The 23,968-nt window shown below is 65.4% G+C and carries 21 protein-coding genes and 1 tRNA gene; 11 read left to right on the top strand and 11 right to left on the bottom strand.

The features are described from left to right. The first annotated feature begins 20 nt into the window (after positions 1-20). The 3 genes from WFP39_RS04445 (at position 21) to WFP39_RS04435 (ending at position 4,491) form a co-directional block, all read left to right on the top strand. Positions 21-2,897, top strand: a complete 2,877-nt coding sequence (locus WFP39_RS04445; protein WP_336917939.1) for a CHAT domain-containing protein — start codon at positions 21-23, stop codon at positions 2,895-2,897. A gap of 82 nt (positions 2,898-2,979) precedes the next feature. Next, the gene (locus tag WFP39_RS04440; protein ID WP_336917938.1) at positions 2,980-3,282 is read left to right on the top strand and encodes a hypothetical protein; all 303 of its coding nucleotides are present in this window, start codon (positions 2,980-2,982) and stop codon (positions 3,280-3,282) included. A gap of 144 nt (positions 3,283-3,426) precedes the next feature. Continuing rightward, complete coding sequence (locus WFP39_RS04435; protein WP_336917937.1) at positions 3,427-4,491, top strand: ribonucleotide-diphosphate reductase subunit beta; 1,065 nt, start codon at positions 3,427-3,429, stop codon at positions 4,489-4,491. 304 nt (positions 4,492-4,795) lie between these two features. Here WFP39_RS04435 and WFP39_RS04430 read toward each other — a convergent pair whose 3' ends face one another. Further along, on the bottom strand, positions 4,796-5,266 hold the full coding sequence (locus WFP39_RS04430; protein WP_336917936.1) for a thermonuclease family protein: 471 nt from the start codon (positions 5,264-5,266) through the stop codon (positions 4,796-4,798). A gap of 211 nt (positions 5,267-5,477) precedes the next feature. Between WFP39_RS04430 and WFP39_RS04425 the strand changes: the two genes are divergently transcribed. After that, complete coding sequence (locus tag WFP39_RS04425) at positions 5,478-5,717, top strand: hypothetical protein (protein ID WP_336917935.1); 240 nt, start codon at positions 5,478-5,480, stop codon at positions 5,715-5,717. 34 nt (positions 5,718-5,751) lie between these two features. On the opposite strand, the gene WFP39_RS04420 is transcribed toward WFP39_RS04425, so the two are convergent. Beyond that, positions 5,752-6,159: a hypothetical protein gene (locus WFP39_RS04420; RefSeq protein WP_336917934.1), complete on the bottom strand. Its 408-nt coding sequence runs from the start codon at positions 6,157-6,159 to the stop codon at positions 5,752-5,754. Positions 6,160-6,165: 6 nt separating this feature from the next. Then, a complete protein-coding gene (locus WFP39_RS04415; RefSeq protein WP_336917933.1) occupies positions 6,166-6,513 on the bottom strand; it encodes a DMT family protein in 348 nt (115 codons plus the stop codon). Between the two features lie 261 nt (positions 6,514-6,774). On the opposite strand from WFP39_RS04415, the gene WFP39_RS04410 reads away from it, so the two are divergent. The 3 genes from WFP39_RS04410 to WFP39_RS04400 all read left to right on the top strand — a co-directional run bounded on the left by WFP39_RS04410 (position 6,775) and on the right by WFP39_RS04400 (position 8,274). Further along, positions 6,775-6,948, top strand: a complete 174-nt coding sequence (locus tag WFP39_RS04410) for a DUF465 domain-containing protein (protein ID WP_336917932.1) — start codon at positions 6,775-6,777, stop codon at positions 6,946-6,948. 171 nt (positions 6,949-7,119) lie between these two features. Further along, positions 7,120-8,148, top strand: coding sequence for a TerC family protein (locus tag WFP39_RS04405; RefSeq protein WP_336918079.1), 1,029 nt, complete (start codon positions 7,120-7,122; stop codon positions 8,146-8,148). Positions 8,149-8,199: 51 nt separating this feature from the next. Next, a tRNA-Thr gene (locus WFP39_RS04400) sits at positions 8,200-8,274 on the top strand. 18 nt (positions 8,275-8,292) lie between these two features. Here WFP39_RS04400 and WFP39_RS04395 read toward each other — a convergent pair. The 4 genes from WFP39_RS04395 to WFP39_RS04380 form a co-directional block, all read right to left on the bottom strand. Beyond that, a complete protein-coding gene (locus WFP39_RS04395) occupies positions 8,293-9,999 on the bottom strand; it encodes an alkaline phosphatase D family protein (RefSeq protein ID WP_336917931.1) in 1,707 nt (568 codons plus the stop codon). A gap of 84 nt (positions 10,000-10,083) precedes the next feature. Continuing rightward, positions 10,084-12,360 (bottom strand): TonB-dependent receptor, encoded by a 2,277-nt coding sequence (locus WFP39_RS04390; RefSeq protein WP_336917930.1) that lies wholly within the window; start codon positions 12,358-12,360, stop codon positions 10,084-10,086. Between the two features lie 167 nt (positions 12,361-12,527). Continuing rightward, positions 12,528-12,917 carry a hypothetical protein gene (locus WFP39_RS04385; RefSeq protein WP_336917929.1) on the bottom strand — a complete coding sequence of 130 codons (390 nt, stop codon included), beginning with the start codon at positions 12,915-12,917 and terminating at the stop codon, positions 12,528-12,530. A gap of 116 nt (positions 12,918-13,033) precedes the next feature. Next, entirely contained in the window at positions 13,034-14,320 is a 1,287-nt protein-coding gene (locus WFP39_RS04380; protein ID WP_336917928.1) for an MgtC/SapB family protein, read from the bottom strand. Between the two features lie 197 nt (positions 14,321-14,517). Between WFP39_RS04380 and WFP39_RS04375 the strand changes: the two genes are divergently transcribed. Next, positions 14,518-15,477, top strand: coding sequence for a CHAD domain-containing protein (locus tag WFP39_RS04375; protein ID WP_336917927.1), 960 nt, complete (start codon positions 14,518-14,520; stop codon positions 15,475-15,477). Positions 15,478-15,527: 50 nt separating this feature from the next. On the opposite strand, the gene WFP39_RS04370 is transcribed toward WFP39_RS04375, so the two are convergent. The 4 genes from WFP39_RS04370 to WFP39_RS04355 form a co-directional block, all read right to left on the bottom strand. Then, positions 15,528-16,127, bottom strand: coding sequence for a nuclear transport factor 2 family protein (locus tag WFP39_RS04370; RefSeq protein WP_336917926.1), 600 nt, complete (start codon positions 16,125-16,127; stop codon positions 15,528-15,530). 21 nt (positions 16,128-16,148) lie between these two features. Then, positions 16,149-18,179 (bottom strand): PQQ-dependent dehydrogenase, methanol/ethanol family, encoded by a 2,031-nt coding sequence (locus WFP39_RS04365; protein WP_336917925.1) that lies wholly within the window; start codon positions 18,177-18,179, stop codon positions 16,149-16,151. Then, the gene (locus tag WFP39_RS04360; RefSeq protein WP_336917924.1) at positions 18,179-19,777 is read right to left on the bottom strand and encodes a carotenoid oxygenase family protein; all 1,599 of its coding nucleotides are present in this window, start codon (positions 19,775-19,777) and stop codon (positions 18,179-18,181) included. Before WFP39_RS04360 ends, WFP39_RS04365 begins: the two co-directional genes overlap by 1 nt. Before the next feature lie 123 nt (positions 19,778-19,900). Then, positions 19,901-20,956, bottom strand: a complete 1,056-nt coding sequence (locus WFP39_RS04355; protein ID WP_336917923.1) for a hypothetical protein — start codon at positions 20,954-20,956, stop codon at positions 19,901-19,903. Positions 20,957-21,123: 167 nt separating this feature from the next. Here WFP39_RS04355 and trxB point away from each other — a divergent pair, with 167 nt between their 5' ends. From trxB to WFP39_RS04340, 3 genes are all read left to right on the top strand, one after another. Further along, positions 21,124-22,095: a thioredoxin-disulfide reductase gene (trxB, locus tag WFP39_RS04350; RefSeq protein WP_336917922.1), complete on the top strand. Its 972-nt coding sequence runs from the start codon at positions 21,124-21,126 to the stop codon at positions 22,093-22,095. 126 nt (positions 22,096-22,221) lie between these two features. Further along, complete coding sequence (locus WFP39_RS04345; protein ID WP_336917921.1) at positions 22,222-23,514, top strand: flavin-dependent oxidoreductase; 1,293 nt, start codon at positions 22,222-22,224, stop codon at positions 23,512-23,514. After that, the gene (locus WFP39_RS04340; RefSeq protein ID WP_336917920.1) at positions 23,511-23,966 is read left to right on the top strand and encodes a DUF3237 domain-containing protein; all 456 of its coding nucleotides are present in this window, start codon (positions 23,511-23,513) and stop codon (positions 23,964-23,966) included. Before WFP39_RS04345 ends, WFP39_RS04340 begins: the two co-directional genes overlap by 4 nt. Positions 23,967-23,968: the final 2 nt, after the last annotated feature.

Here is a 23,968-nt window from a genome sequence, read left to right as displayed (position 1 = left end):
CCATTTGCCAGACTTGGTTAATGGGGCAGGCAGGCGGTTTGGTTGGCGGGGCAGTGCAGACGCGCAAGATAGTGGCGTGGGGCGCGGCCTTCCTCGCTTTCGCGCACCCTGCTGCTGCCACCACGTTACAGGATATGCTGGCGCGCGACCGGTTGGCCGCTCCCGCAGGCGAATTGGCGGCGTGGCAGGATTTCGCCGCGCGCATTGCCGCCGATCCTGCCGCTGATCCCGCCACCCGCGCGCAGACGCGGCTTGGCCTTGCCATCGCGCTCTATTACGCCAAGGATTACCCGTCGGCGTGGGAGGAGATCGGCGCGGCGCGCGCGCTGGTGGACAGTTTGCCGGAAAGCCCGGATTTCGCGCCCGAATTGCTCGCTTACGAAGCGGTGATCCTGACCGAGCTGGGGCGGCTGGACGAGGCGGCGGCGCGCGCCGATGCGGCGCTGGCGCTGGCCCGTGCGCAGGGCGAGGCGGGGCTGACGCGGCAGGCGCTGGCGCATAATGCCCGTGGCTCGCTCGCCTTTGCGCAAAGCGATTTGGTTGCCGCCGAAGCGGCCTTCTGCACCGCGCGCGATCTGGGGCTTGCCGCCCCCCGGCCCGATCATGCGATGATCGTGAACGATGCTTCGTCCTGCGGGGTGGTGAAATATTTCCTCGAACGCCCCGATACGCTTGGCGCGATGCGGCTGGCCGAACAGCACGCGCTGGCGCATCTGCCGCCCGATCACCCGAAAATGGGCAATGTGCTCAATTCGGCCTACGGCGTGCTGCTGCGCTATGGCCGCTATGGCGAGGCGGAGCCGCTGATCCGCCGCCATCTGGAACTGGAGCGCAGGCTTCACGCCGAAGAGGTGGACGACATCTACGATCCGCTGTCGATGCTGGGCCGCGCGCTGCAATTGCGCGGCAACCACCGCGATGCGGAAGGCATTTTTGCCGCCGCTGCCGCCATGGCCGACCGGCTGCGCAACCAGAGCCAGCCCTATACGCGGGGGCAGGCGCATATCAATCTGGCGCGCAGCATTGCCGCGCAGGGGCGGCTGGACGAGGCGGTCGAGGTCGCGCGCGGCGGCGTGGCACGGCTGGCCGAGGATCTGGAGCCGGGCGACTGGCATCTGGCGGCCGGGCAGGTGCAATTGGCCGATCATCTGGAACGGCTGGGGCAGCGCGCCGAGGCGCTGGCGCTGGCCGATGCTGCGCTGGCCGCGCTGAGTGCCGCTCTGCGTGCCGATCACAGCGAAGTGCTCACCGCGCGGCTGGTGCGTGCGCGTATTCTGGCGGGGCTGGGCCGCCATGCCGAGGCGCTGGACGAAGCGCGCGCCGCAACGGCCCGGTTTGAAGAGCAGATGTTCGACCTCGCCGCGCGGCAGGAGGAGCGCATCGCCCTGTCGCGGATTCTGCCTGCCGCCTTTGCCGATCATCTCGAAGTGGCGCTGGCGGCAGGCGCCAGCGAGGACGCGGTGCGCGCCGCGCAACTGGCGCTCCTGTCCGATCTGGCGGTGCCCAATGCGCGCATCGCGGCGGCATCGCAGGCGCGCGATGCGGGGCTTGGCGCCCTGGTGGCCGATCTGGAAGCAGCACAGGCGCAAATGGAGGACTTGTCCGCCGCGCTGCGCCGCGCGCAGGCCGACGGGACGGGCGAGGCGGGCGATCTCGCCGTGCGCCTGTCCACCGCACAGGATCATGCGGCGGCGGCACAGGCCGCGCTGGAGGCCGCCTTTCCCGGATTTGCCGCGCTGGCCCGCCCGCGCATCCCTTCGCTTGACGACATGCAGCGCGAACTTGAGCAGGGCGAATTGCTGATGCTGCCGCTCGCCCTGCCGGCCCGCGCGGTGACGATTGCGGTATCGCGCACGGATGTGCATTGGGCCGACACCGCGATCACTCCGGGCGCGGTGGAGGCGCTGGCGACGCGCCTGCGCGATGCGGCGCAATCGCCGTTGCATGGCGCGTTCGATGTGGACGCGGCACAAGCGCTGTTCGAGATTGTGTTTCCCGACGCCCTTCGCCCCGCGCTCGACAGGGCGGACACGCTGATTTTCCCCGCCAGCGGCTATCTGGCGCGGCTTTCGCCCGCCGTGCTGCTTGCCGGTGCGGCCGATCCTGCCCATCTGGCCGATGCGCCCTGGCTGGTCAAAAGCCATGCGCTGCGTGTTCTGGCCGAACCCGGCGCGCCGCGGCCTGCACAGGCGGCTGCTGAAACGGCGCGCGGTTTTCTGGGTGTGGGTGCGCCCGAAATGCTCCCCGGTGCGGCCGATAGAGCCGTTCTGCGCGGCGGCACGCTGGAATTGCCGCCGCTGCCCCGCGCGCGGGAGGAACTGGCGGCGCTTGCCGCGGCGGTGAGTGGCGGCGCGGGCACGGCACACGGCAGCGCACCCGCGCTGGTGCTCGCAGGGGCGGAGGCGACGGAGGAACGGCTCGCCGCGCTTGACCTGTCCGCATTCGGCGTGATCGCCTTTGCCACGCACGGCCTGGTCGGCGGCGATGTGCCGGGGCTGGACGAGCCGGCGCTGCTGCTCACCGCCACCGATCCGGCGCGCAGCGATGCCGACGGCCTGCTGACCGCCAGCGAGATTGCCGCGATGCGGCTGGCGGCGGACTGGGTGATCCTTTCCGCATGCGAGACGGCGGCGGGCGAAAGCGCCTCGGCGCCGGGCTATTCGGGCCTGGCGCGCGCCTTTGCGCAGGCGGGTGCGCGCAGCCTGATGCTGAGCCACTGGCGCGTGCGCGACGATGCCGCCGCCATCCTCAGCGTGGAGACCTTGCGCCGCGCGGCCGAAGGCGAGGGGCGCGCCGAGGCGCTGCGGCAGGCGCAACTGGCGCTGATGGCGCGGGCCGATGTGCCGGATGCCGCGCATCCGGCGGTGTGGGCGCCCTTCGTGATTCTGGATAACTGACTGAAAAGGAAGGGGTGTTAAGCAGAGTTTAACCTTGGCAAGGGTGCGCTTTGTTAACCAATGGCACGTAAAATCCGCCGCCATGGGAAGCCGGATTTTCAGACGGTCACGCACCTATTACGGGCTGGGCGATGTGCGCGTGTCGCGCTATTTCGCGCTGTATGCGACGCAGATCGGCTGGCTGCTGCTCGGCTGGTTCCTGTATCACCACGCGCTCTGGCCGTCGGCCTGCACGCCCGACAATTTGCTCGAAGCCTATAAATGCTCGCTGCAATTGCCCGAAAGCGGCAATTGGGAAGAAGCGAGCCTGTTTTCCTGGCTCTGGTCGACGCCCATGCTGGTGGCGCTGGAGATATCGCGCCGGCTGAACAAGGGGGTGCGGTAAGCCCCGCTTCGCCCGCCAACGGCCGGACTCGCAAAAGCCACGGTTCGTCCCCATTTTATCCCCATGCAAAAAGGCCATGTTGCCTTCGTTTCGCGGCCATGATTCCCTATGCTGGCATTTCGCGATTCATGCCGGAGATACCAGATGTCGTTGCTCGAAGCCCGCAAGACCTACAAGCCCTTTGAATATCCCTGGGCTTACGAGTTCTGGAAACGGCAGCAGCAGATCCACTGGATGCCGGAAGAAGTGCCGCTGGGCGAGGATTGCCGCGACTGGGCGCAGAACCTGTCCGAGCATGAGCGCAATCTGCTCACCCAGATCTTCCGCTTTTTCACGCAGGCCGATGTCGAGGTGCAGGATTGCTACCACGACAAATATGGCCGCGTGTTCAAGCCGACCGAGGTGAAGATGATGCTGGCCGCGTTCAGCAATATGGAAACCGTCCATATCGCGGCCTATTCGCACCTGCTCGACACGATCGGCATGCCCGAAAGCGAATACGGCATGTTCCTCGAATATGCCGAGATGAAGGACAAGCACGACTATCTGCAGCAGTTCGGCGTCGACAATGACGAGGATATTGCCCGCACGCTCGCCATGTTCGGCGGCTTTACCGAAGGGCTGCAGCTGTTTGCCAGCTTTGCCATGCTGATGAACTTCCCGCGCTTCAACAAGATGAAGGGCATGGGGCAGATCGTCAGCTGGTCGGTGCGCGACGAATCGCTGCACTGCGAAGGGATCACGCGCCTGTTCCACGCTTTCGTGGCCGAGCGGCAGTGCCTGACCAAATCGGTCAAGGAAGACATCATCGACATGTGCCAGAAGACGGTGCGCCTGGAAGATGCCTTCATCGACCTCGCCTTTGAAATGGGCCCGGTGCCCGGCATGACGGCGAAGGAAATCAAGCGCTACATCCGCTACATCGCGGACTGGCGCCTGAGCCAGCTGAACCTGCCCGCGATCTACATGGTCGAAGACCACCCGCTGCCCTGGCTGACCCCGCTGCTCAACGGGGTGGAACACGCCAACTTCTTCGAAACGCGCGCGACCGAATATTCGAAGGGCGCAACGCGCGGCAACTGGCAGGATGTGTGGGCAAGCTTCGACGCGCGCCAAAAGGCCAAGGCCGCGAACGAGGTGGACGCCAGTGCGGTGGAAGCGAACGAGCCGGATATGTTCGGCGGCACCGGGGTGCAGGCGGCGGAGTAAGCGCACGAGCCCATCCCCAACCGCTGTGACTACGCCACACCTTCGGCTCCCCGCAGGCTGAAGGGCATTTTAGTGGCGCTGCAATCCCCCTCCCGCTTGTGGAAGGGGGCGTGCCCTTCCCTACACCCCACCCCGCCAGCCAAAGTCCGGGCACCCCACACCCCGGACTCACCCCATGCCCTTCGCACAAACCGCCGCGCACATCTGTCAACTTCGCAAACGCGGCAAAACACGCGCCAAAACAACAACCTGCGCGGCAAAACCCGATCCAACAGACTGTCAACTTCGACAAGTTCGCGGCGCCTCAGCACCAGCCCCCGCGCCCCTCGCCCCAATAGCCGCGTGCGCCGCCGTTTTGCCGCATCCAGTCGGCAAGGTTTTCTTCGCTCCCATCGGGCAGAGTGCGGCGGATGGTGCGCAGTTCGCGGCCGTAGCGGTCGGTCGGCGCGTCAGCCCGCGCGGTCATGGTGAAGGGGCCGCGGTTGAGCCATTCGCGCAGCGCCACTGTCGAAGCCTCCGCCATGGCGGCTTCGGCTTCGCAGGCTGCGTCCATCTCGGCGGTGTCGATGCCGACAATGCGGATGCGCCGCTCGCCCAGACGGAAGGTGTCGCCATCCGATACGCAGGCAGGCCAAAGCGGGCTGCCGCAGCGGCCAAAGCGCGCATTCACCACTTCCGCCCCGCTTTCCAGAAAGCGCGGCGGCTCCATGTAACCCGGCGTCTGATAGATGGTGAAAGCTGTGGCCATCGCGATCAGCAGAAAGATAAAACGCATTTCGCGAAAGGCTTGACGCCAGCTTTTGGCAGGTGTGCGGCGGCGCGGCGGGCGGGGCCGCCGAAAGGGGATAACGTTGGAACTGCGCCGCTTCATGGCGCCGCTTTAAGTCCAATGCCCCAATTTTGCCACCATGCCCCTTGTGTCGCCGCGCGGGCGCGGGCAATCTGCGCGGCAGAGGATCATGGATCACATGAGGAAGGAATATCCAATGCGCGCTTTTGCAATTGCCCCTGCCGCAGCCCTGCTGATGCCTGTTATGTTGCTGGCGGCCTGCCAGAACGAACCGGTGGAAACCGTGGCCGATGTGGAAGACCAGAGCGGCGGCGAAATCATCACCACGCCGGTCGATCCCAATGCCGTGCCGGTGGATTTGCCGCAAACCCCGATGACCAATGTGCCCGCCGATGCCGCCGCGACGCCTGCGGCAGAGGAAACGCCCGCGCAGTAATCCGGGGCCAAGGGGGCGGCTTTCGCGCTGCCCCCTATCCGCGCGGCCTGGATCTGCGCCACACGGCCAGCGGGACAAGCGCGAACACGATCTGCCCTGCCAGCCCCAGCGCCCCCGCCGGCTGCGCCAGACCGGCGAGCCATGCGTTGACGCCCTGGCCCGCCAGCAGCGCTGCCAAAGCCGCTTCTGCTGCCAGAAGCAGGGAAAATGCCAGCAGGCCCATCGCCAGCGCTGACCCTGCGCGCTCCAGCGGCCGGCGCGCCAGCAAACGTGCCGCCACAAGCCAGCTTGCCCCCAGCATGACCGGCAGTTCGGCCGTCACCGCCGCCACCGCGCCGATTGCCGGGGCCAGCCACAGCGTCCGCAAAGCGCCCAGCGCAAAGCCCAGCGCAAAGATCGCGGCCCAGTACAGCAGCGCGAGACGGGCGATGCGCGCCGCCATCGCCGCCTATTTCCCCACGAACAGAAAGCCGACCGCCGCCATGATGCAGGCAAAGGCGGCAAGATGGCGCCAGCTCAGCGCCTCACCCAGCACCACCACCATGAAGATGCCGAACACGGTGAGCGCGATGGCTTCCTGCGCGATCTTGAGCTGGCCTGCGCTCCATCCGTTCATATATCCGATGCGGTTGGCGGGCACGGCCAGGCTGTATTCGATCCCGGCGATTAGCCAGCTGATCAGGATCACCATCGCCAGAGGGCGGGCATTGGCGATTTCCGGCCCGCCTTTCAGATGCCAATACCAGGCCGTGGTCATGAAGATGTTTGAGAGAGTAAGGAGGATCAGCGTCGTCATGCCTGCCTTGCTGCTCCGCGTTTGCGGCTTTCGCAACGGGGGATGAAAAATTTTTGGCCGGCCCCTCTTGAAAGGCGCGGGCACCTTTCCAAAATTGAGGGTGCGGACCGGGCCCCTCTGGCGAATGTCTATCAGGCACTCGTGATGTCGGACCGCATCGGACAGCCGATGCGTTCCTGGCGGGGTTCCCCATCCTCCCCCGACCAGACCAGCGCAAAAGCCGCCCGATCACTCTTTTGTCTGCCCATTGGGAGAACAAGGATGACGGCCCGTTTGTACCGATTGAACGAGATGCATCAGCGCATCGACCATGCCCTGCGCATGGCGCGTGAAAGCCGCTCGGCCGATCCGCTTGCTGCAACTCGGCTGGCGACGGCCAAGGCACGCGTGAAGGCGCTTCTGTTCAAGGTTTCGCTGCGGTCCGCTCTCGCCTGAGAGCGGCCACGGCCAGCGCGGGGGAGGCATCGCTCACGGGCGTTCCCCACCCCCCCCTCCAGCCCGGACGGGCTTTCCCCGCGCTAACTCTGATCCCCAATTGGTCCCGGCAAATCCTTTCCCAAGGTGGCACCGGGACTTTTTCGTTAGTGCAAGATTTGAGGCTGCATGATCGCATTTCTCACCACCGACTGGCTGGGCACACCGGTCTGGTTCTGGGCGGCGTTCCTCGCGATTGTCATCCTGCTCACCGCGTTCGATCTGGGCGTGCTGCATAAGGAAGACCGCGAACTGGGCATTGCCGAAAGCCTCAAGCTCAGCGTGTTCTACATCACCGTGGCGATGCTGTTCGGCGTGTGGGTGTGGATTGAACGCGGGGCGACATCGGCGTCCGAATATTACACCGGCTTCTTCATCGAAAAGGCGTTGTCGATCGACAATGTCTTCGTCATCAGCCTGATCTTCACCTATTTCGCCATTCCCGCCAGATACCAGTACCGCGCGCTGTTGTGGGGCATCATGGCGGTGATCGTGCTGCGCGGCCTGATGATCGCGGGCGGGGCGGCGCTGCTGGCGGAAGCATACTGGGTGCTCTACCTGTTTGCCGCCTTCCTGATTTTCACCGGCATCAAGATGTTCTTCGCCGGCGACGAGCCGCTGGATGTCGGCAGCAACCCCGCCATCCGGTGGATCAGCCGGCATATGCGCGTGACGCCCGATCTGCACGGCCAGCGCTTCTTCGTGAAGGTGGCGGACGAAAAGACCGGCAAGATGGTGCGCGCGGCGACGCCGCTGTTCCTGGCGCTGGTGGTCATCAATCTGGCCGATCTGGTATTCGCGGTGGACAGCGTGCCGGCGATCTTTGCGATCACCACCGACACCTTCATCGTCTACACCAGCAACATCTTCGCCATTCTGGGCCTGCGCGCACTGTATTTTGCGCTGGCCGCGATGGTGCACCGATTCCATTACCTGAAATTTGCGTTGGCGGCGGTGCTGGTGTTCATCGGGTCGAAGATCTTCGTATCCGATTTCGTGCTCGATGGCGGGAAGATTCCGGCGTGGATGAGCCTTGGCGTGACCTTTGCGCTGATTGGCGGGGGCGTGGCGTATTCGCTATGGAAGACCAAGGGGATGGAGGAGGCGAGCTGGCCGGTGGAAAGCCGTCCGCCGACCTTGCCTCCCGCATCGCCATCCTGACGCGGGAGCATCTTGCCGCCTGCCGTTGACTTACCTATGGAAGCGCGGCGTGCCGGTGTAGCTCAGTGGTAGAGCAACCGCCTTGTAAGCGGTAGGTCGTCAGTTCAATCCTGACCTCCGGCACCACGTTTCCCCTTTGGCGGATCAGGCAAAGCGGATGGCATCGCCATCGCGGCCAATCTCCATGCGGTTGAGGATGAAGGGGCGGAACAGGGCCTCGCGCACCGTGTCCACCGCGATGAAGTTGGCGGTTGCGCCGTCATGGCTCATATCCAGCCGGACATAGCCCTGGTGCATATTGTCGGTCCACTCGACTTCGGGAATATGTTGGGCAAATGCTGTGTCGAGCCGGCGGGACAGTTCGTCGCCGAAGCCGCTCTCGACAAAATCGCCAGGCGAAGTGATGCCCGCCGTGCCCAGTTCAAGACCTGCCGGGCGGCCGCGTGCATCCTTGAGCGAATTGGCCCAGAAGCTGTGGCTGTCGCCGGTGAGGAAGATGAGGTCAGCCGCGCCAGCACCGCGCGCCAGATCATAAAGCCGTTCGCGCGCCCAGCCGTAACCGTCCCAGGTGTCGGGGTAGAAGGGCAGGCCCGCGCGCCCTTTGAGCGCCAGAATGCGCGCATTGGGCAGGGCATTGTCGGAATAGGGCGCGTCGGGCGCAAAGGGATCGGGCAGCACGCCCAGCGCGACCAGATCGGGCACATCGGTGCGCGCAATCGGGATGGCGTTGCCGATCAGCCGCCACTTCTGGCCTGCCGCGACAGAGGCGCGCAGGGCTTGGGCAAGATCCGCCTCGCACCTCTCTGAAATCATCCGGCGGCCCGGCGCATCAATCACCTCGCGGCGAAAGCGGGCTATTGCCTCCGCATCGCCCGCCACGTCCACCAAAGCGGCATAATCGGCCTGCTCGGCGCGCGCGGTGTGGCGCGTTTCCAGCGTGAACAGGCTGGCGAGATTGCCCAGCACGTAATTGCGCCAGAATTCGCGCCCATCGGGACCCGGCGTTCCCGGCCAGCCGGGTTCGCGCACCGGCATCCATTCGTAATAGGCGCGGATCGAGGCAGCGCGGCGCGTTTCCCAATCGCCTTCGGTCGCGCTCTGGTGATTCTGCGCGCCGCCTATCCACGGATTGTTGGTGCTTTCATGGTCGTCCCAGCAGGCCATGAAGGTATGGGCGGCGTGCATCGCCTGCGCGCCCGGATCGGTCTTGTATTGCGCGTGGCGACGGCGATAGTCCGACAGGGTGACAATCTCGTGCGCGGGATCGTGGCGGCGGCCCAGCGCCTGCGCCACCTCGTCCCCCCAGCCATCATGCCCGTATTCGTAGATGTAGTCGCCGGTGTGCAGCACGAAATCGACCGCGGGATCGTGCGCCATCGCGGTATAGGCGTGGAAATGGCCGAAAGCGTAATTGGAGCAGGAGGCGAGCGCAATGCCCAGTCGCTCGACATGGCCGGCGGGCAGGGTGCGCGCGCGGCCAACCGGGCTGACATGGCCGTCAAAATGGAAGCGGTAGTAACAGGACGCGCCCGGCGTGAGGCCGGTGGCGAGCCATTTGGCTGTGTGATCCTGATCCGGACCGGTGGTGATCTGCTGGCTGGCGATGATGCGCGAAAAGGCCAGATCCTCTGCCACTTCGCAGGTCAGCGTCACCGGCCCGCTGGTGGTGGCGCGCGTCCACAGGACCACGCTGGTTGCGTCGGGATCGCCGCTGGCGACGCCGTGCTGGAACGGCCCTTTCGGGCGCGCGGCAACAGGCACGGGCAAAGCGCTGGCAGCCGCACCAAGGGCAAGACCCGACAGGGCGGTGCGGCGGTTGACGCGCAGCAAGGGCGGGGTGGTGCGGACCATGGCGGGGCGTCCCTCTGTCGAAATGAGTAAGGAAGGGGCAGGGCGGGCCGGCAGGATTTCTCCTGCCGGCCCGCCCGATGTGGCTCAGAAGCTGGTGCGCAGGCTGACAAAGAACTGCTGCGGCGCACCGACCAGCAGGGTCTGCCGGTCGCCGCTGTTGCCGAAGCCGCCCGACCCGATGGTCGAGACGTAATCCTTGTCGAACAGATTGGTGGCGTTCAGCTGCGCTTCGATGAAGTCGTTGAAGCGGTAGCCGAGCGTTGCATCGACAATCGCCCGGCCCGGCACCGATTGGTCGTTGGTGTAGGTGAAGAAGCGGCGCGACATGTAATTTGCGCCAATCCGGCCGAACAGCGCACCATCGTCATAGCCCAGTTCCCCGCGCAGCAGGTGCTTGGGCGCATCGACCACGGTCTTGCCCTTGATCGCGGCCAGCAGCGTGCCCGACACGTTGAACACATCGTCGCGATAGGTCGCATCGGTGTAGCTGTAGGAAGCGAACAGGTTGAACCCGCCACCAAGGCGCAGATCGCCCACCGCTTCAAAACCCAGCGCGCGGACATTGCCCACATTCTGCAGGACGTTGGGGTTGCCCACGATACTGGCCCCGGCCGCTGCGGAAAGCAGGCGGTTGCGGAAGTTGACCAGATACGCCCCGACCACGCCGTTGAAGACCGGATCGTTGAAGCGCAGGCCCAGCTCGTAAGTGTCGGACTGTTCGGGTTTCAGCGTGTCGCGAATCGCGTTGAAGCCGGTCTGGTTGGTGCTGAACGGGCCGGTCGTGGTGGCCGAGGCAAAGGCACGGGTCGCCTGCGTGAAGCCGCCGAACAATTCGGCCGTATCGCTGAGTTCCACGTTGAAGCCTGCGTGCGGCTGGAACCAATCCTCGACCGAGATCTTGCCCGACGGGAAGCTCGCCGCCACGATCGGCGTCGCCTCGTTGCTGACCTTGAAGCCCTTCCAGCCAAGATTCAGCGTCAACATGCCCAGATCGATGCGATCGGCCACGCTGTACTGCATCGTGTCGGTGGTGAAATCGAACTCCCACTGGGTGAAGAAGGGGTTCTTCGGCCATTCGCGGAACGACAGGCCCGGATTGGTACGGCTTTCAAAGGCGTAGAAACGGCGCGCCTGATTGAATTCGTTCTGCTCGATCCACGCAGTAACGGTGAAGTTCTGGATGCCGGCTGCGAAATCGAGCGAGGTGAACGCGCCCACGCGGTTCATTTCGTATTCGGTGGTGCGCATCGACAGCGGCACGCCATTGGGGCTGGCCACATAAGGCGTGCCCCACAGGCCACGGCCGGAATTGTCGTGGTAGTAACCGCGGATGGCAAAGCTGCCTTCATCCCCTACGGGCAGCGTCAGGCCGATATGGGCGAGGAAGTCCTTCCGCAGGCCGGCCGCATCATAATAGGCGTCATCCGCGCTGGTGATTGCGCCCGGATATACAGTGCCGGCAGCCGCGTTGGAAACCGGCGCGCCGGTATCGCCGCGATTATTGGCAATATCGGCCACGCGGATCGCCAGCGCGTAATCGGGGAAGAAATTGTCCCAGCGGCTGCCCAGACGGCTGAGCATGTCGAGCGACATGTCCTGATAATCCTGCTCGCGCCGGTCGGAATAGCTGGCCCACGCGTCGAGAGCGGCGTCCTCGCCAATCGGCACCACGATCTTGGCGTTGATCATGTGCTGGTCCTGCTTGCCTTCGCCCTTGAACTTGTCGGATGAACCGTAGCCATAGGACAGGTAACCGCGCACGCCGTTGGCGCTGCCGGCATTCACGCGGACAAAGCCGCGCATCGTGTCGTTGCTGCCATAGGTGGCTGCGGCATCAATGCCCATGCGGCCTTCGGGCGCGATGCTGAAGGTTTCGACCGTGCCGCCCAGATTGCCGGTGGAATTGGTGCCGAGCGAGCCAGCGCCCTGGCTGACCAGAACCGAACCCACATTCTCGCTGCTGACCGCGCGGCTGATATGCAGGCCGTTATGATTGCCATAGCTCATATCGCCCAGCGGCACGCCGTCGAAGGTGAAGCCAAGCTGGTTCTGGTTGAAGCTGCGGATGGTGACGCGGGTGGACCATTCGTAATTGCCGAAAGGATCGGCGGCCTGGATATTGACGCTGGGCAACTTTTCAATGGCGCGGATCACGCTGGTGCCGGGCAGCAGGCTGGAAATGTCCTGCGCCTGGATTTCCTGCACCTGGCGGGTCTGACCCTGACCATAGACGATGATAACGTCGGTGGTGGTTGTGCTGGTATCGGCGTTTTCGGCAGTGTCTTCATTGGCGAAAGCCGGCTGCGCGAACAGCGCCAGCGGCGCGACCGAAGCCAGGGCGATTGTCCTCAAACTGTGCATGGTTTTATCCCTCATGTGATGCCCGCGCGCTGGCGTTTTCGCCGCTGCGGTCGAGGGGTGCGCTAGGCGCGCAGTGTTACGCTGCAATGCACAATTGGTGACCGGTCAGCGAAGCTTTCGGCACCGGAAAATGGCCGGATTGTGATCGTCTGTCACATCCCGTGCGGTCAGGCGGCCTCCGGCGCGACAAGCCCGATCGCGTGCAGGATCACGGCCTGCGCCAGCATCACCGCCAGCCAGTGTCCGCTGGCCACAAGGATTGTCCGCGCGCGCCTGCCCAGTGCGGATAGCGTCACTGCCAGCGCGGGCAGAACAAAGCCCAGCCAGATGATGAAGGCACTGCCCAGCGCCATCGTCCATGCGCCGGCTTGCGAAGGGGCAAGGATCAGCGCGCCGGCAAGAATGGCGGCAAGCCAGAACTCGGCCAGCACGGCCAGCGCGATCAGCGGCCATCGCTGCGGCGTCAATCCGGCATAGTGCAGCCAGATCGCGCCGATCGCCAGCCCGGCAAGCGTTGCCAGTGCGATGGGCACACTATTCTGAAGAATGTAGATCATGCACGCGGGACCCCTGCAGGCGATGGGTGCGAGGTCGCCTGCACCCAATCCCCTCTCGGCCAGATATGGATCAGGCCGCGCATCCCGTCCAGCGCAGGACGGCTGGCGCTGCAGGGTCAGCCGAACAGGATTGCCGCATTGGCAAGGCAGGTCACAGCCAATATCGCGCAGCTCGCCAGCAAGGCAAATCCGGCGCGCCGACCTGCGGCTGGCCCGGCATTGGCAAACACGATGGCGGTCTTGAACGCCATGTTGACCACGACCGTCCCAGCCAGCGCCAGCGCCGCGACGCTGACCGGCACCGCTTCGGCGGGAAGAACCGCATAGGCGACCATCGCCGCATCAACATCAAAGCTGCCCGCGATGAACAGGGAAATGGCCGCGCCGCTCTGGCCGAATTCGGCCTCTGCCCAGTGGACCAGCATTGACGACAGCGCCACAGCGAGCAGAAAACCCAAGGCCGGAAGCAGTTCGAAAGGCTTGGCCTTGAGCGTGGAGGCCGCCCCGGTGGAGGCGGTTTCCCGCTTCCACAAGATGCCGACCAGCACGAATGCGGCAAGCATGGCAGGACCCAGCAAGAGCGCCAGCGGCCACAGGACGCGCGGCGCAAGGATCGCGGCGAGGACCAGCACACGGACATACATTACGGCACTGGCCAGCGCGATGCCGGTCGCAAAGGGGCCGGGTTCCTTTGCCTTCAGGCGGGTGGACAAGGCTGCGGTCACCGCCGTGGAGGAATAGGCCCCGCCGATCAGCGCGGTGGCAATCGTCCCCCTGTTCTGCCCGATGATCCGGTTGGCGATATAGCCGGCGACCGAAAAACCGGTCACCAGCACAACGACCAGCCACAGGCGGAAGGGATTCCACGCCCCGTATGGGCCATAGGCCGCATCGGGCAGGAAGGGCAGCACGGCGGCCGCAATCACCGCATAACGCGCAATGGCGCGCACCTCCTCCTCGGAAAGCGCGCGCAGCACGCCGTGCATTGGCCTGCGTAAGGCCAGCACCAGCGTGATCAGCGCCGCACCCGCCAGCGCCAATGCGGCAAGGCCCGCTCCTGCCAGAAGGCCCAGCCCAAGTGTCGCCATGGCCGCGACTATGGTTGTTGCATCGCGGTTGCTGCCTTGCGGACGCGTGCGCAGGAAAGCTCCCGCCACCACGACCACCAGAGCGGCAAGCAGAATCGCGCCAAGCCATGGGGAGATATGCGTTGCCGTGATCGAAACCAGCCCGCCTGTTCCGCCGATCAGCGTGAAAGTGCGCACGCCCGCCACGCGCGTGCCTTCGGCCTCGGCACGTTGCCGCCAGCCTCGTTCGATCCCCACCAGCAAGCCTGCCGCCAGAGCGCCCAGCAGTTGCAAGGCAAGATGCACTTGAATGGCCCATTCGGCGGCGTTGAACATGCCCTCCTCTACCTTGATTGGCGGGCACAGGATACAAGCAGAGGGCAAGTTACCGGGAAAGCCAGTCCGCGCGCCAAGCGGGATGCCTTGCATTGGCAGGCGGCAGGGGCAAGAAAGATCCACTTGTGAGAGGATGCGAGAGGCCCGCCCATCACGCGAGGAATCGGGAGGGCAGGCTTCGAACCGGGGGAGCGCATGTGATCCGTCCCGTCAAACCCCAGGCCGGCCCCGTTGCAAGCACCGCCCCGCCGGTGCTGCTCAACCCGCAGATGGATGTGCGGGAGGGCTTCGGCGCGATTGCCCGCAATTGCCTCGCCCATCTTCTCGCCAATTATCCGCTGGTCGTGGCAAGCGGGGATGCGGAAGCTCTTCATCAGACGCGCATAGCGATCCGTCGTCTGCGCGCGGCCTTCACGCTGTTTCGGCGGCTGACGGTGGATCCGCAGGCAGCCGTGCTGCGGGCTGAATGGAAGGCGGTTGCGGGCCGGCTGGGCCCGGCGCGCGATCTGCAAGTGCTGTGCGACCTGGTGTCTGCCAATGCGCTTGCAGGCGAGCCGGATTGCGCGGACCTGCTCGCCCATCTCATCGCTCACCGCGACGCCGCGCTAGGCGAGGCCCGTCACATGCTGGCCGGCGCGGCCTTTCAACGCTTGCTGCAGGACTTTGCGGCATGGCTTGAGGATGCCGATGGCAGGGCATCGCCAGAGCTGAAAGGCGGTGACGCGCCGATCACCGCCTTTGCCCGCCACGCCATCGCGCACCGCCTGCACAAGGTTCTGCGCCATGGGGGACATCTGGCGAAAATGTCGGATGCGGAGCGGCACCGACTGCGGATCAAGGTCAAGAAGCTGCGCTATGGCCTTGGCTTTTTCGCGTCGCTGCGATCGTCTAAGGCGGGTTCGGCGCGGCAGGCGGCGCTCGCCAGGGCGCTGGGCAGGCTGCAGGACTGCCTTGGCGAACTGAACGATCTGGCCGTGGCGCGCGCGGTTGCCGGGCCCAGCTTTGCCGGGCTTGATCCGATTACCAGGGCACGCTTCGCCGCCCAGCTTCAGAATATTCTGGAGCAAAGAGCGCACGACCGGCGGCAACTGGTGAAGGCAGCGGAGCGCGCGCTGAAAGCGGCAAGCCGCCACGCGGAAGTCCGGCGCGAGCCTTGAGGGATCAGCCGCAGTTCCGGTCTGCCGCGGCCAAGCTGTGACCGGATTGCCTAGCCGCCGCTTCCGCGCGCGGCGTCGGCCGCCGCGTCCATGCCGCGCACCGGATTGTCCGGGCCGGATTCGCGGCCGGGCAGGAATTCGTTGAGCACCCGGCGGCGCTGGATCAGCCAGCGCCCGTCAAGGCGGCTGAACTGGTCCTCGTAAATGCCGTAAGTGCCCATCTTCATCTCGTCGCCGGGGCCGTTATTGGCCATTTCCACCCACAAGGTCGTGCCCCATGCCCGGTCGCCTTCGACCCGCACGGCGGATTGCAGCACGACGTGGCGCAGCTTCGCGGGTTGGCCGTCCTCGGTATGGTAGAAGCGGCCGATATTTTCGGAAAAGCGCGTCACCGCCTCGCGGATTTGGGCCTGGCCGCGATAGGTGCCGCTGGCAAATTCCAGCTCTGCATCGGGCGCGAAGGTGGCCATATAGGCATCCCAGTCGAAGTAATCGATGGCGAACAGATACCGCGCCATCAGGTCCTCGATCTCTGCCCGGTCTTGTGCATAGGTCGGAGCGTAGTTTGGCGCTTGCGCCACCAGCGGGGCAGCGGGCACCGCCGCACCCAGCAGCGCGGCCATAAGCGCGGTTTTCCAGTGTCTCATCATGTGTCCCCTCCCGGCAGATGTTCAGCCGCCCCAATCCTCGTTGGCGCGGGCGATCAGGTAATGGTGGATGGCTTCGGTCTCCTCTGCCGAAAGCACATCGGCAAAGCTGGCCATGCCGTTTCGCGCCCGCGATCCGCGCAGCACGATGTCGGCAAAGGCGGCGTGGGTGGCGGGCGTCATGTGGCGCAGATCCTTCACCCCGCCGCGCGCGGCATTGCCGTGGCACAGCGCGCAGTTCGCGCCATACAGCGCCTCGCCCCGTGCCACGATCTGCGGCGATGCGGTGAGCGGCGGCGGGGGCGCCAATTCGGGCAGCGCCATGCTTTCAGGCGGCAGCGGAGGCAATTGCGCGGTGCCGCCAAGCCGAAACACCAGCAAGCGCGGGCGGCCGAGGAACAATTGCGAAAACTGCGCCCGCTCGACATGGGCAAGCCCGCCGCCCCATCCGGCATTGACCGCGATATACTGCACGCCGTCGATCATATAGGTGATGGGCGCGGCAATCGGCACGTTCTGCACCGGCATCTCCCACAGCTTCTCCCCCGTATCGGCGCGGTAGGCGGCAAAGGTGGTGCCGATCGTGCCCTGAAACACAAGATTGCCCGCCGTGGCGAGCACGCCGCCCGATCCTTTCTGCGGGTAGGGCACGCGCCAGCGTTCGGTCTGCGTCACCGGGTCCCAGGCAGCCAGCCAGCCCTTGGAGTTCGCATCGGCATATTCGGCAATCTGGCGGCGGATATCGTCATGCCCGCTGAAGGCCGTGCCCAGCCCGCCGCGCTCCGGCTCGTAAGTTTCGGCCGCGGCATAGGCCATGTAGGTTTCGGTCACGGGGATATAGACCAGCCCCGTCAGCGGGCTGAACGCCATCGGGTTCCAGTTATGCGCGCCGCCCGCGCCGGGGCTGACCATGACGGGAATGGTGCCGTAACGCGCCGCCGGGTTCTCAACCGGCCGGCCCGTGGCGGTGTCCACCGCGCTCGCCCAGCTGACCGGCGCAATCGCCTCGGCGCTGATGAGTTCGCCGGTCGCGCGGTCGAGCACATAGAAAAAGCCGTTCTTGGGCGCCTGCATGATGACCTGCCGCATGCGCCCGCCAATTTCGAGGTCGGCCAGGATCATCTGCTGCGTGGCGGTGTAATCCCACTCCTCCCCCGGCACGGTCTGGTAATGCCAGCGGTATTCTCCCGTTTGTGCATCCAGCGCGACGATGGAAGCGAGGAACAGATTGTCCCCGCCATCAGGGCTGCGAAAGCGGCGCGTCCATGGCGATCCGTTGCCGGTGCCGATATAGATGAGGCCGAGATCGGGATCGTAGCTGATCGAATCCCATACCGTGCCGCCGCCGCCCGAAAGCCACCACTGGCCGCTCCAGGTCGCGGCGGCCCTGCGCATCGCCTCGTTCTCGAACCCGTCGGCCGGATTGCCCGGCACGGTGTGCCAGCGCCAGCGCAGTTCGCCGGTCGCCCGGTCATAGGCCGAGACATAGCCGCGCACGCCCATTTCCGCGCCGCCATTGCCGATCAACACCAGATCGCCCGCCACGCGCGGGGCGCCGGTAATCGTGTAGCTTTGCGCGTTGTCGACCGTCAGCGTGGACCACAGCGGCTCCCCGCTATCCGGATCGAGCGCGATCAGCCGCCCGTCAAGCGTGGCGACGAATATGCGTGTCCCATCGCTCGCCAGTCCGCGGCTGACAATATCGCAGCAGGCAAGGCGGCCAAAGCGCAAGGGAACCTGCGGGTCGAACCGCCACAGCACGCGGCCAGTGGTCGCATCATGCGCGGTGACGACATTCCACGGCTCCACATTATACAGTGTGCGGCCCACCACGATGGGGGTCGCCTCCTGCCCGCGGTCGCTGGCGAGGTCCGCATACCAGGCAAGGCCCAGTTGCCCCACATTGCCATCGTTGATCTGGGCAAGCGGGGAAAAGCGCTGCTCATCCGTCGTGCGTCCGGTGTTGATCCATTCGGCATGGCCGCTTTGCGCCAGCGCGGCGCCATAGGCGAGCGGAGCGAGGAAGGCCGCCAGCGCAGCAAGCCACACCCGCATCACGCGGCGCTTGCCCCCGGTATGTCGCGCGCGTCCGCCCAGAAGCCGTGCACCTGCCCGACGCAGCGATAGGGCATTTTCACCCGCGCGCGCGGGCCGCCATCGGTATCGGCCAGATCGAACAGGATCAGGTCGCTGCGCCCGGCTTCCGCCATGCTGGAACCGAGGCCAATCAGATAGCCGTCGCCTTCCTCCGCATCGTGGCGGCGGGGCACGAAGGTCATTTCGGACAATTGGTATCCCGGCACCGACAGCACCTTGGATGTGCCCAGCCGGTGATCCAGCACGGCCCAGCCGCCATTGGGGCCGGTCACCTGCAAGAAGCCCCAGCGGTAGGGCAGCGTGTGGAAACGGTCGTCCTGCCTGCTGAGCACGCCCTGCACTTCGGGGAAGATCGTTTCGGCCTGGAACCGGTCATTGCTTCGGCTGGCCATGTCCACGGTGAAGCGGCGGATGTAGCCGGTGCCTTTCACCGGATCATAGGGTTCGTGCAGACTGGGGAAGAAGGGGAACTGATTGCCTTCGCCCCCGTCCATATCGACGGTGATTTTTGTGCCCTCGTTCCAGCCGCCCATCACATGGGTGCAGAACAGGTTTGGCCCGACCAGCCATTTCAGGTCGCGCCCGTCACCCCCACGCCGCATCACGCCCATGTAGCAGGGCGTGCGGCTGTCATAGGAAAAGTGCACGCCGCCTGCACGGATGCGGTTTTCATCGGCCACCATGTTGACGAGATAGAGCACGATGTAATCCTGCGTGACGCAGAAATCGTGCATCATGCCCGCATAGGGCGCGGCCACGGTGACCGACCAGACGATGTTCCCGTCCCGGTCTGCCTCGTAGACATTGATGTCCTTCGACAGGAAGCCGGTCGCCTCGTAACCAAAGCCGATCAGCCCGCCGGTCGCCGGGTCGATCTTGGGGTGCGCGGTGTGCGTCTGGCTCTCCAGCTTGCCGCCGAATGTGTATTCGGGGTCGAGCGTGTCCAGCGTCAGCGGGTCCATCACCACCGGCGGGCTGTCTTCCTTGAACACCAGCAGCTTGCCGTGATGCAGGAACAATTGCGTGTTGGCGGTGCCGCGGTTGAGGCCGGCCACGGATGGATCGTCGGTAAACGGGTTGCGATACATGCCGAACAGGCTGCGCCGCGCCTCTGCCTGCGCCACAAAGCGGGCGTTGCGGGCATAGCGGGTGCGGTAATCGACATGGCCGTTCTGGATGCGGAACATCGAGACATGGCCTTCCCCGTCAAAGGGAATGTCGCCGATATAGGCTTCGGGCTTGGGATATTGCGGGTCCGGCCCCACGCGGTAGAACGCACCGTCGAGGTCGGTGGGCCAGTCGCCTTCCACCTCGCAATCGCGCTGGTCCATTTCGGTGCGGTTGCGGGCCGAGGCCGGGCCGCCGCCAAAGGCGCGCGGATCGTCCGGGAAATCGACTTGCGGCGAACCGGAAGGGCGCGGGCCAGAGGGATGGGCCGCACCGCCCGTTTGCGCCAGTGCCTGTCCGCTCATCCCGATCAGCGCGGCACTCCCTAACGCCGCGCCACCGATAAAGCCGCGCCGGTCCAGCCGCGGCCCTTTGCCGTTATCCGTCATCACCCTCTCCCCGGCGCGGATGTTCCCCCGCGCTTCCTGTCCGTATAGTCCCGCGCACCGCTGCGTTTGACAAGCGCAAATTGCTAACGCGCGTTACAGTGTGGGGGCCATCACTTTCCCGGATCAATTCCCTTGCCGCACCACCGGCGCGGGATCGCGCGTTCCGCCATTGGCCTCGCGCCAATCGGCAAAGCGGGGCGAGGTGGCGCGGATATAGGCGGGCAGGATCGTGTTGCCTTCGTGGCAGGCATATTCGAAAGGCTGGTAATCGTCGTCGCGCGTCCAGGGAAAGCCCATCTTGAACGGCTCGGTCAGCACGACGGGATCGTGCACCCACGCCTCGTAATAGACCTGCCCCGGCCCCGTCAGCGTGAAATGTTCGACCATGCGCAATTGGTCGCTGGTGGGGATGGGGCGGTTGGTGGGGCCCACGATCACCATCGGCGACAGGCCGTTGAGATGTGTCGTTTCCACCACCAGCGTGTTGCCTTCCCAGCGCCCGCGCGAATGGCCGAGATAGCTGCGCAACGCATCGGGCAGCGGCGGCGCATTGCCCAGATGGATCACGCGGGTTTCGTGGATCATCTCCAGATTGATGACGACCAGACCCGGCGCCTGAAACACGCGCAGGCCGTTATTGTAGGGAAAGGGAATCATGCTGGCGGGGAGGCCACGCGAAAGGCAGCGATCAAGACTGTTGAAATCCTGCGGCCCTTCGAACACCGCGATGTTCCAGCTGTCGCGCATCGCTGCGCGCAATTCCTCGCCCGCCGGGGTCAGCGGGGGCACGCGGCCATTGGCCGGTTCCACGATCAGCGATGTCTGGCGCAGCGGTGCGCCGCGTTCGAACCAGTTGCCGCTGCCCAGAACGCCCGCCTCGTCCTCCACATCGGCCAGCTCGGCCAGCTCCTCTGCCGACAGGAAGGCATTGCGGTATTCCTCCTCGGTCATCAGCCGCCTCGTGCCGAAATGCGCGGGGCGCTGCATCGGGGTGGAGCCCATGCTTTCGAGCGGATAGGTGCCGCGCATATCGGGATCGCCCCACGGGGTGACCGGCGCCTGCCATCCGGCGGGCGGGGCAGGCGGGCGGCCCACTTCGTCCTCAATCGTTTGCGCCACTGCCGGCACACCAAGCGCCAGCAAGCCCGCCATGGCAAGGCCGCTCCATACGCGCACCATCTCTCTCCCCGTTGATGCTTTATGTTTTCCCCGCAAACCTAACCCATCGTCCCCCCAAGTAAAGCCTGCCCGCTGTCCACAGGGCGGGCGGTTGAATTGCCGGGCGCTGCGGCCTAACTCCACGGCGAAAGATTCAGGCGAACGATTCAGGCGAAAGACACGATTCCATGGCTGTTCACACCACCCGTATGCTTATCATCGGCTCTGGCCCGGCCGGCTATTCCGCCGCGATCTATGGCGCGCGTGCGGGGATGGAGCCGATCGTGGTGCAGGGGCTGCAACCCGGCGGGCAGCTGACGATCACCACCGATGTCGAAAACTATCCCGGTTTTGCCGATGTGATCCAAGGGCCGTGGCTGATGGAACAGATGCAGAAGCAGGCCGAACATGTCGGCACGCGGATGATGTGGGACACGATTGTCTCGGTCGATCTGGCAAATGGCAGCCCGTTCCGCGCCATTGGCGATTCGGGCGATGAATATGTGGGCGATGTGCTGGTGATCGCCACCGGCGCGCAGGCGAAATGGCTGGGCGTGCCGGGCGAACAGGAACTGGGCGGCAAGGGCGTATCGGCCTGCGCCACCTGCGACGGGTTCTTCTATCGCGGCAAGAAGGTGGCGGTGATCGGTGGCGGCAATACCGCCGTGGAGGAGGCGCTCTACCTCACCAACCATTCGCCCGATGTGACGCTGATCCACCGGCGCGATTCGCTGCGGTCGGAAAAGATCCTGCAGGACCGCCTGTTCGCAAACGAGCGGATTACTGTGCTGTGGAACAAGGCGGTGGAACGCTTTGTCGCAGGCGAAAACGGCACGCTGGGCCATCTGGAACTCGTCGATACCGTGACAGGCGAAAAGTCCACGCTGGAAGTGGACGGCGCATTCGTCGCCATCGGCCATGCGCCCGCGACCGAGCTGTTCAAGGGCAAGCTGGAACTGGACGAGGGCGGCTATATCGTGGTCGAGCCGGGCACGCCGAAAACCGCGATCCCCGGCGTGTTTGCCTGCGGCGACGTGATGGATCACACCTATCGCCAGGCGGTGACGGCGGCGGGCACCGGCTGCATGGCGGCGCTCGATGCCGAACGCTTCCTGGCGGCGCGCGACCACGCGGCAAAGCAGGCAGAGGCGGCGCAATAGGCGCTACGGGCTTTCGCCTTACCGGGCAGAAGGTGATTGTCTCACCCGATAGAGGCGGCTAGGCGTCGCTTTTTACGGTTGAGCGCGCCTCTGGCGCTGGTTCCACCATCCGGAGAGACGGTCCAGATGCAGCACGACACCGTGTTGATTGCCGGCGGCGGAATTGCCGGCTTGTCCCTTGCGCTTACCCTGCACCAGATCGGCGTGCCCTGCACCGTCTTCGAAAGCGTAGCCGAACTGCGCCCGCTGGGCGTGGGGATCAACATCCAGCCCAACGCCGTGCGCGAGCTGGAGGATCTGGGCATTGGCGAGGCGGAGCTGGACGACGTCGGCATCCCCGCGCGCGAATGGGCGCTGGTGGGCCTCAACGGGCGCGATATCTACTCCGAACCGCGCGGCAAGCTGGCGGGATATAACTGGCACCAATATGCCGTGCACCGGGGCAAGTTCCATTTGCTGCTCTACCGCAAGGTGCTCGAACGGCTGGGACCCGATGCGGTGAATCTGGGCCAGCAGGTGACTGGATACCGCAAGGAAGCCGATGGCGGCGTTACCGCACTCGTCACCGCGCGCGACGGCAGCCGTTCCGAACACCGGGGCGCGTTGCTGTTCGGGGCGGAAGGCATCCATTCGACGGTGCGCGCACAGATGCACCCCGGCCAGCCGCCGATCCGTTGGGGCGGCACGATCATGTGGCGCGGCACCGCGCGCGATGTGCCCATCCGCAGCGGATCGTCCTTTGTCGGCCTTGGCACCAGCCGCCACCGCATCGTGTTCTACCCGATCTCGCATCCGGGTGACGACGGGCGGGCGGACATCAACTGGATTGCCGAACAGACCTTCGATGCCGACCACGACTGGAGCAAATCGGGCTGGTTCCGCGCGGTGGAGCTGAGCGAGTTTGCGCACCAATTTGACGGCTTTGTCTATGATTGGCTCGACGTGCCCGCGCTGCTTGCCAAATCCGAAGTGGCGTTTGAAAACCCGATGATCGACCGCGATCCGCTGCCCACATGGGTCGATGGGCCGGTGGCGCTGCTGGGCGATGCGGCGCATCCGATGTATCCCACCGGATCCAACGGCGCATCGCAGGCGATCATCGACGGGCGCGTGATCGGCCGCATCATGCTGGAGGTGGGCGTCACGCCGGCGGCGCTGGCGCAATATGATGCCGAATTGTGCGAAAAGGTCGGCAGCCTCGCGCTGCGCAACCGGGGCGCCGGGCCGTTCGGCCTGCTGGGCATGGTGGAGGAACGCTGCGGCGGCGTGTTCGACCATATCGACGATGTGATCCCGGCGGCGGAACGCGCTGCCTTCATGCTTGCCTATCAAAAGGCGGCGGGCTTTGCCCGCGAAGAACTGAACAACGCACCGCGCACCATCCCCGCAGGCGCAAAGGTGGCGCGGGTGGCGGCGTGACCATCGCGCTGGAACATGCCTGCGATCTAGTGGTGGAGCTGTCCCGTCCGCACGAGATGGGCGCCTGCGCCAGCGGCACCCGCCGCATCATCCCGATCATCGGCGGCAGCGCCAGCGGCCCGCGCATATCGGGCCGCATCCTGCATGTGGGGGCGGACTGGCAGACGGTAAGCGTAAATGGCGTGGCCGAACTCGACGCACGTTATGCCATCGAAACGGCCGAAGGCGCGGTGATCGAAGTGATCAGCCGCGGTATCCGCCATGCCAGCGCCGAGGTGGCAGCGCGCATTGCCGCGGGCGAGAATGTGCCCACCAGCGAATACTATATGCGCACCGCGATCCGGCTGGACAGCGGGCATCCCGATTACACCTGGGTCAATTCCAGCCTGTTTCTCGCCAGCGGAGGCAAGATTGGCTCCACCGTGCGCCTGAGCGTGTACCGAGTGGCCTGAGC

Origin of the sequence: Alteraurantiacibacter lauratis (assembly GCF_037154155.1) — a bacterium.
Lineage (GTDB): Bacteria > Pseudomonadota > Alphaproteobacteria > Sphingomonadales > Sphingomonadaceae > Alteraurantiacibacter > Alteraurantiacibacter lauratis.
This window is presented reverse-complemented; position numbering and strand designations above follow the sequence as displayed.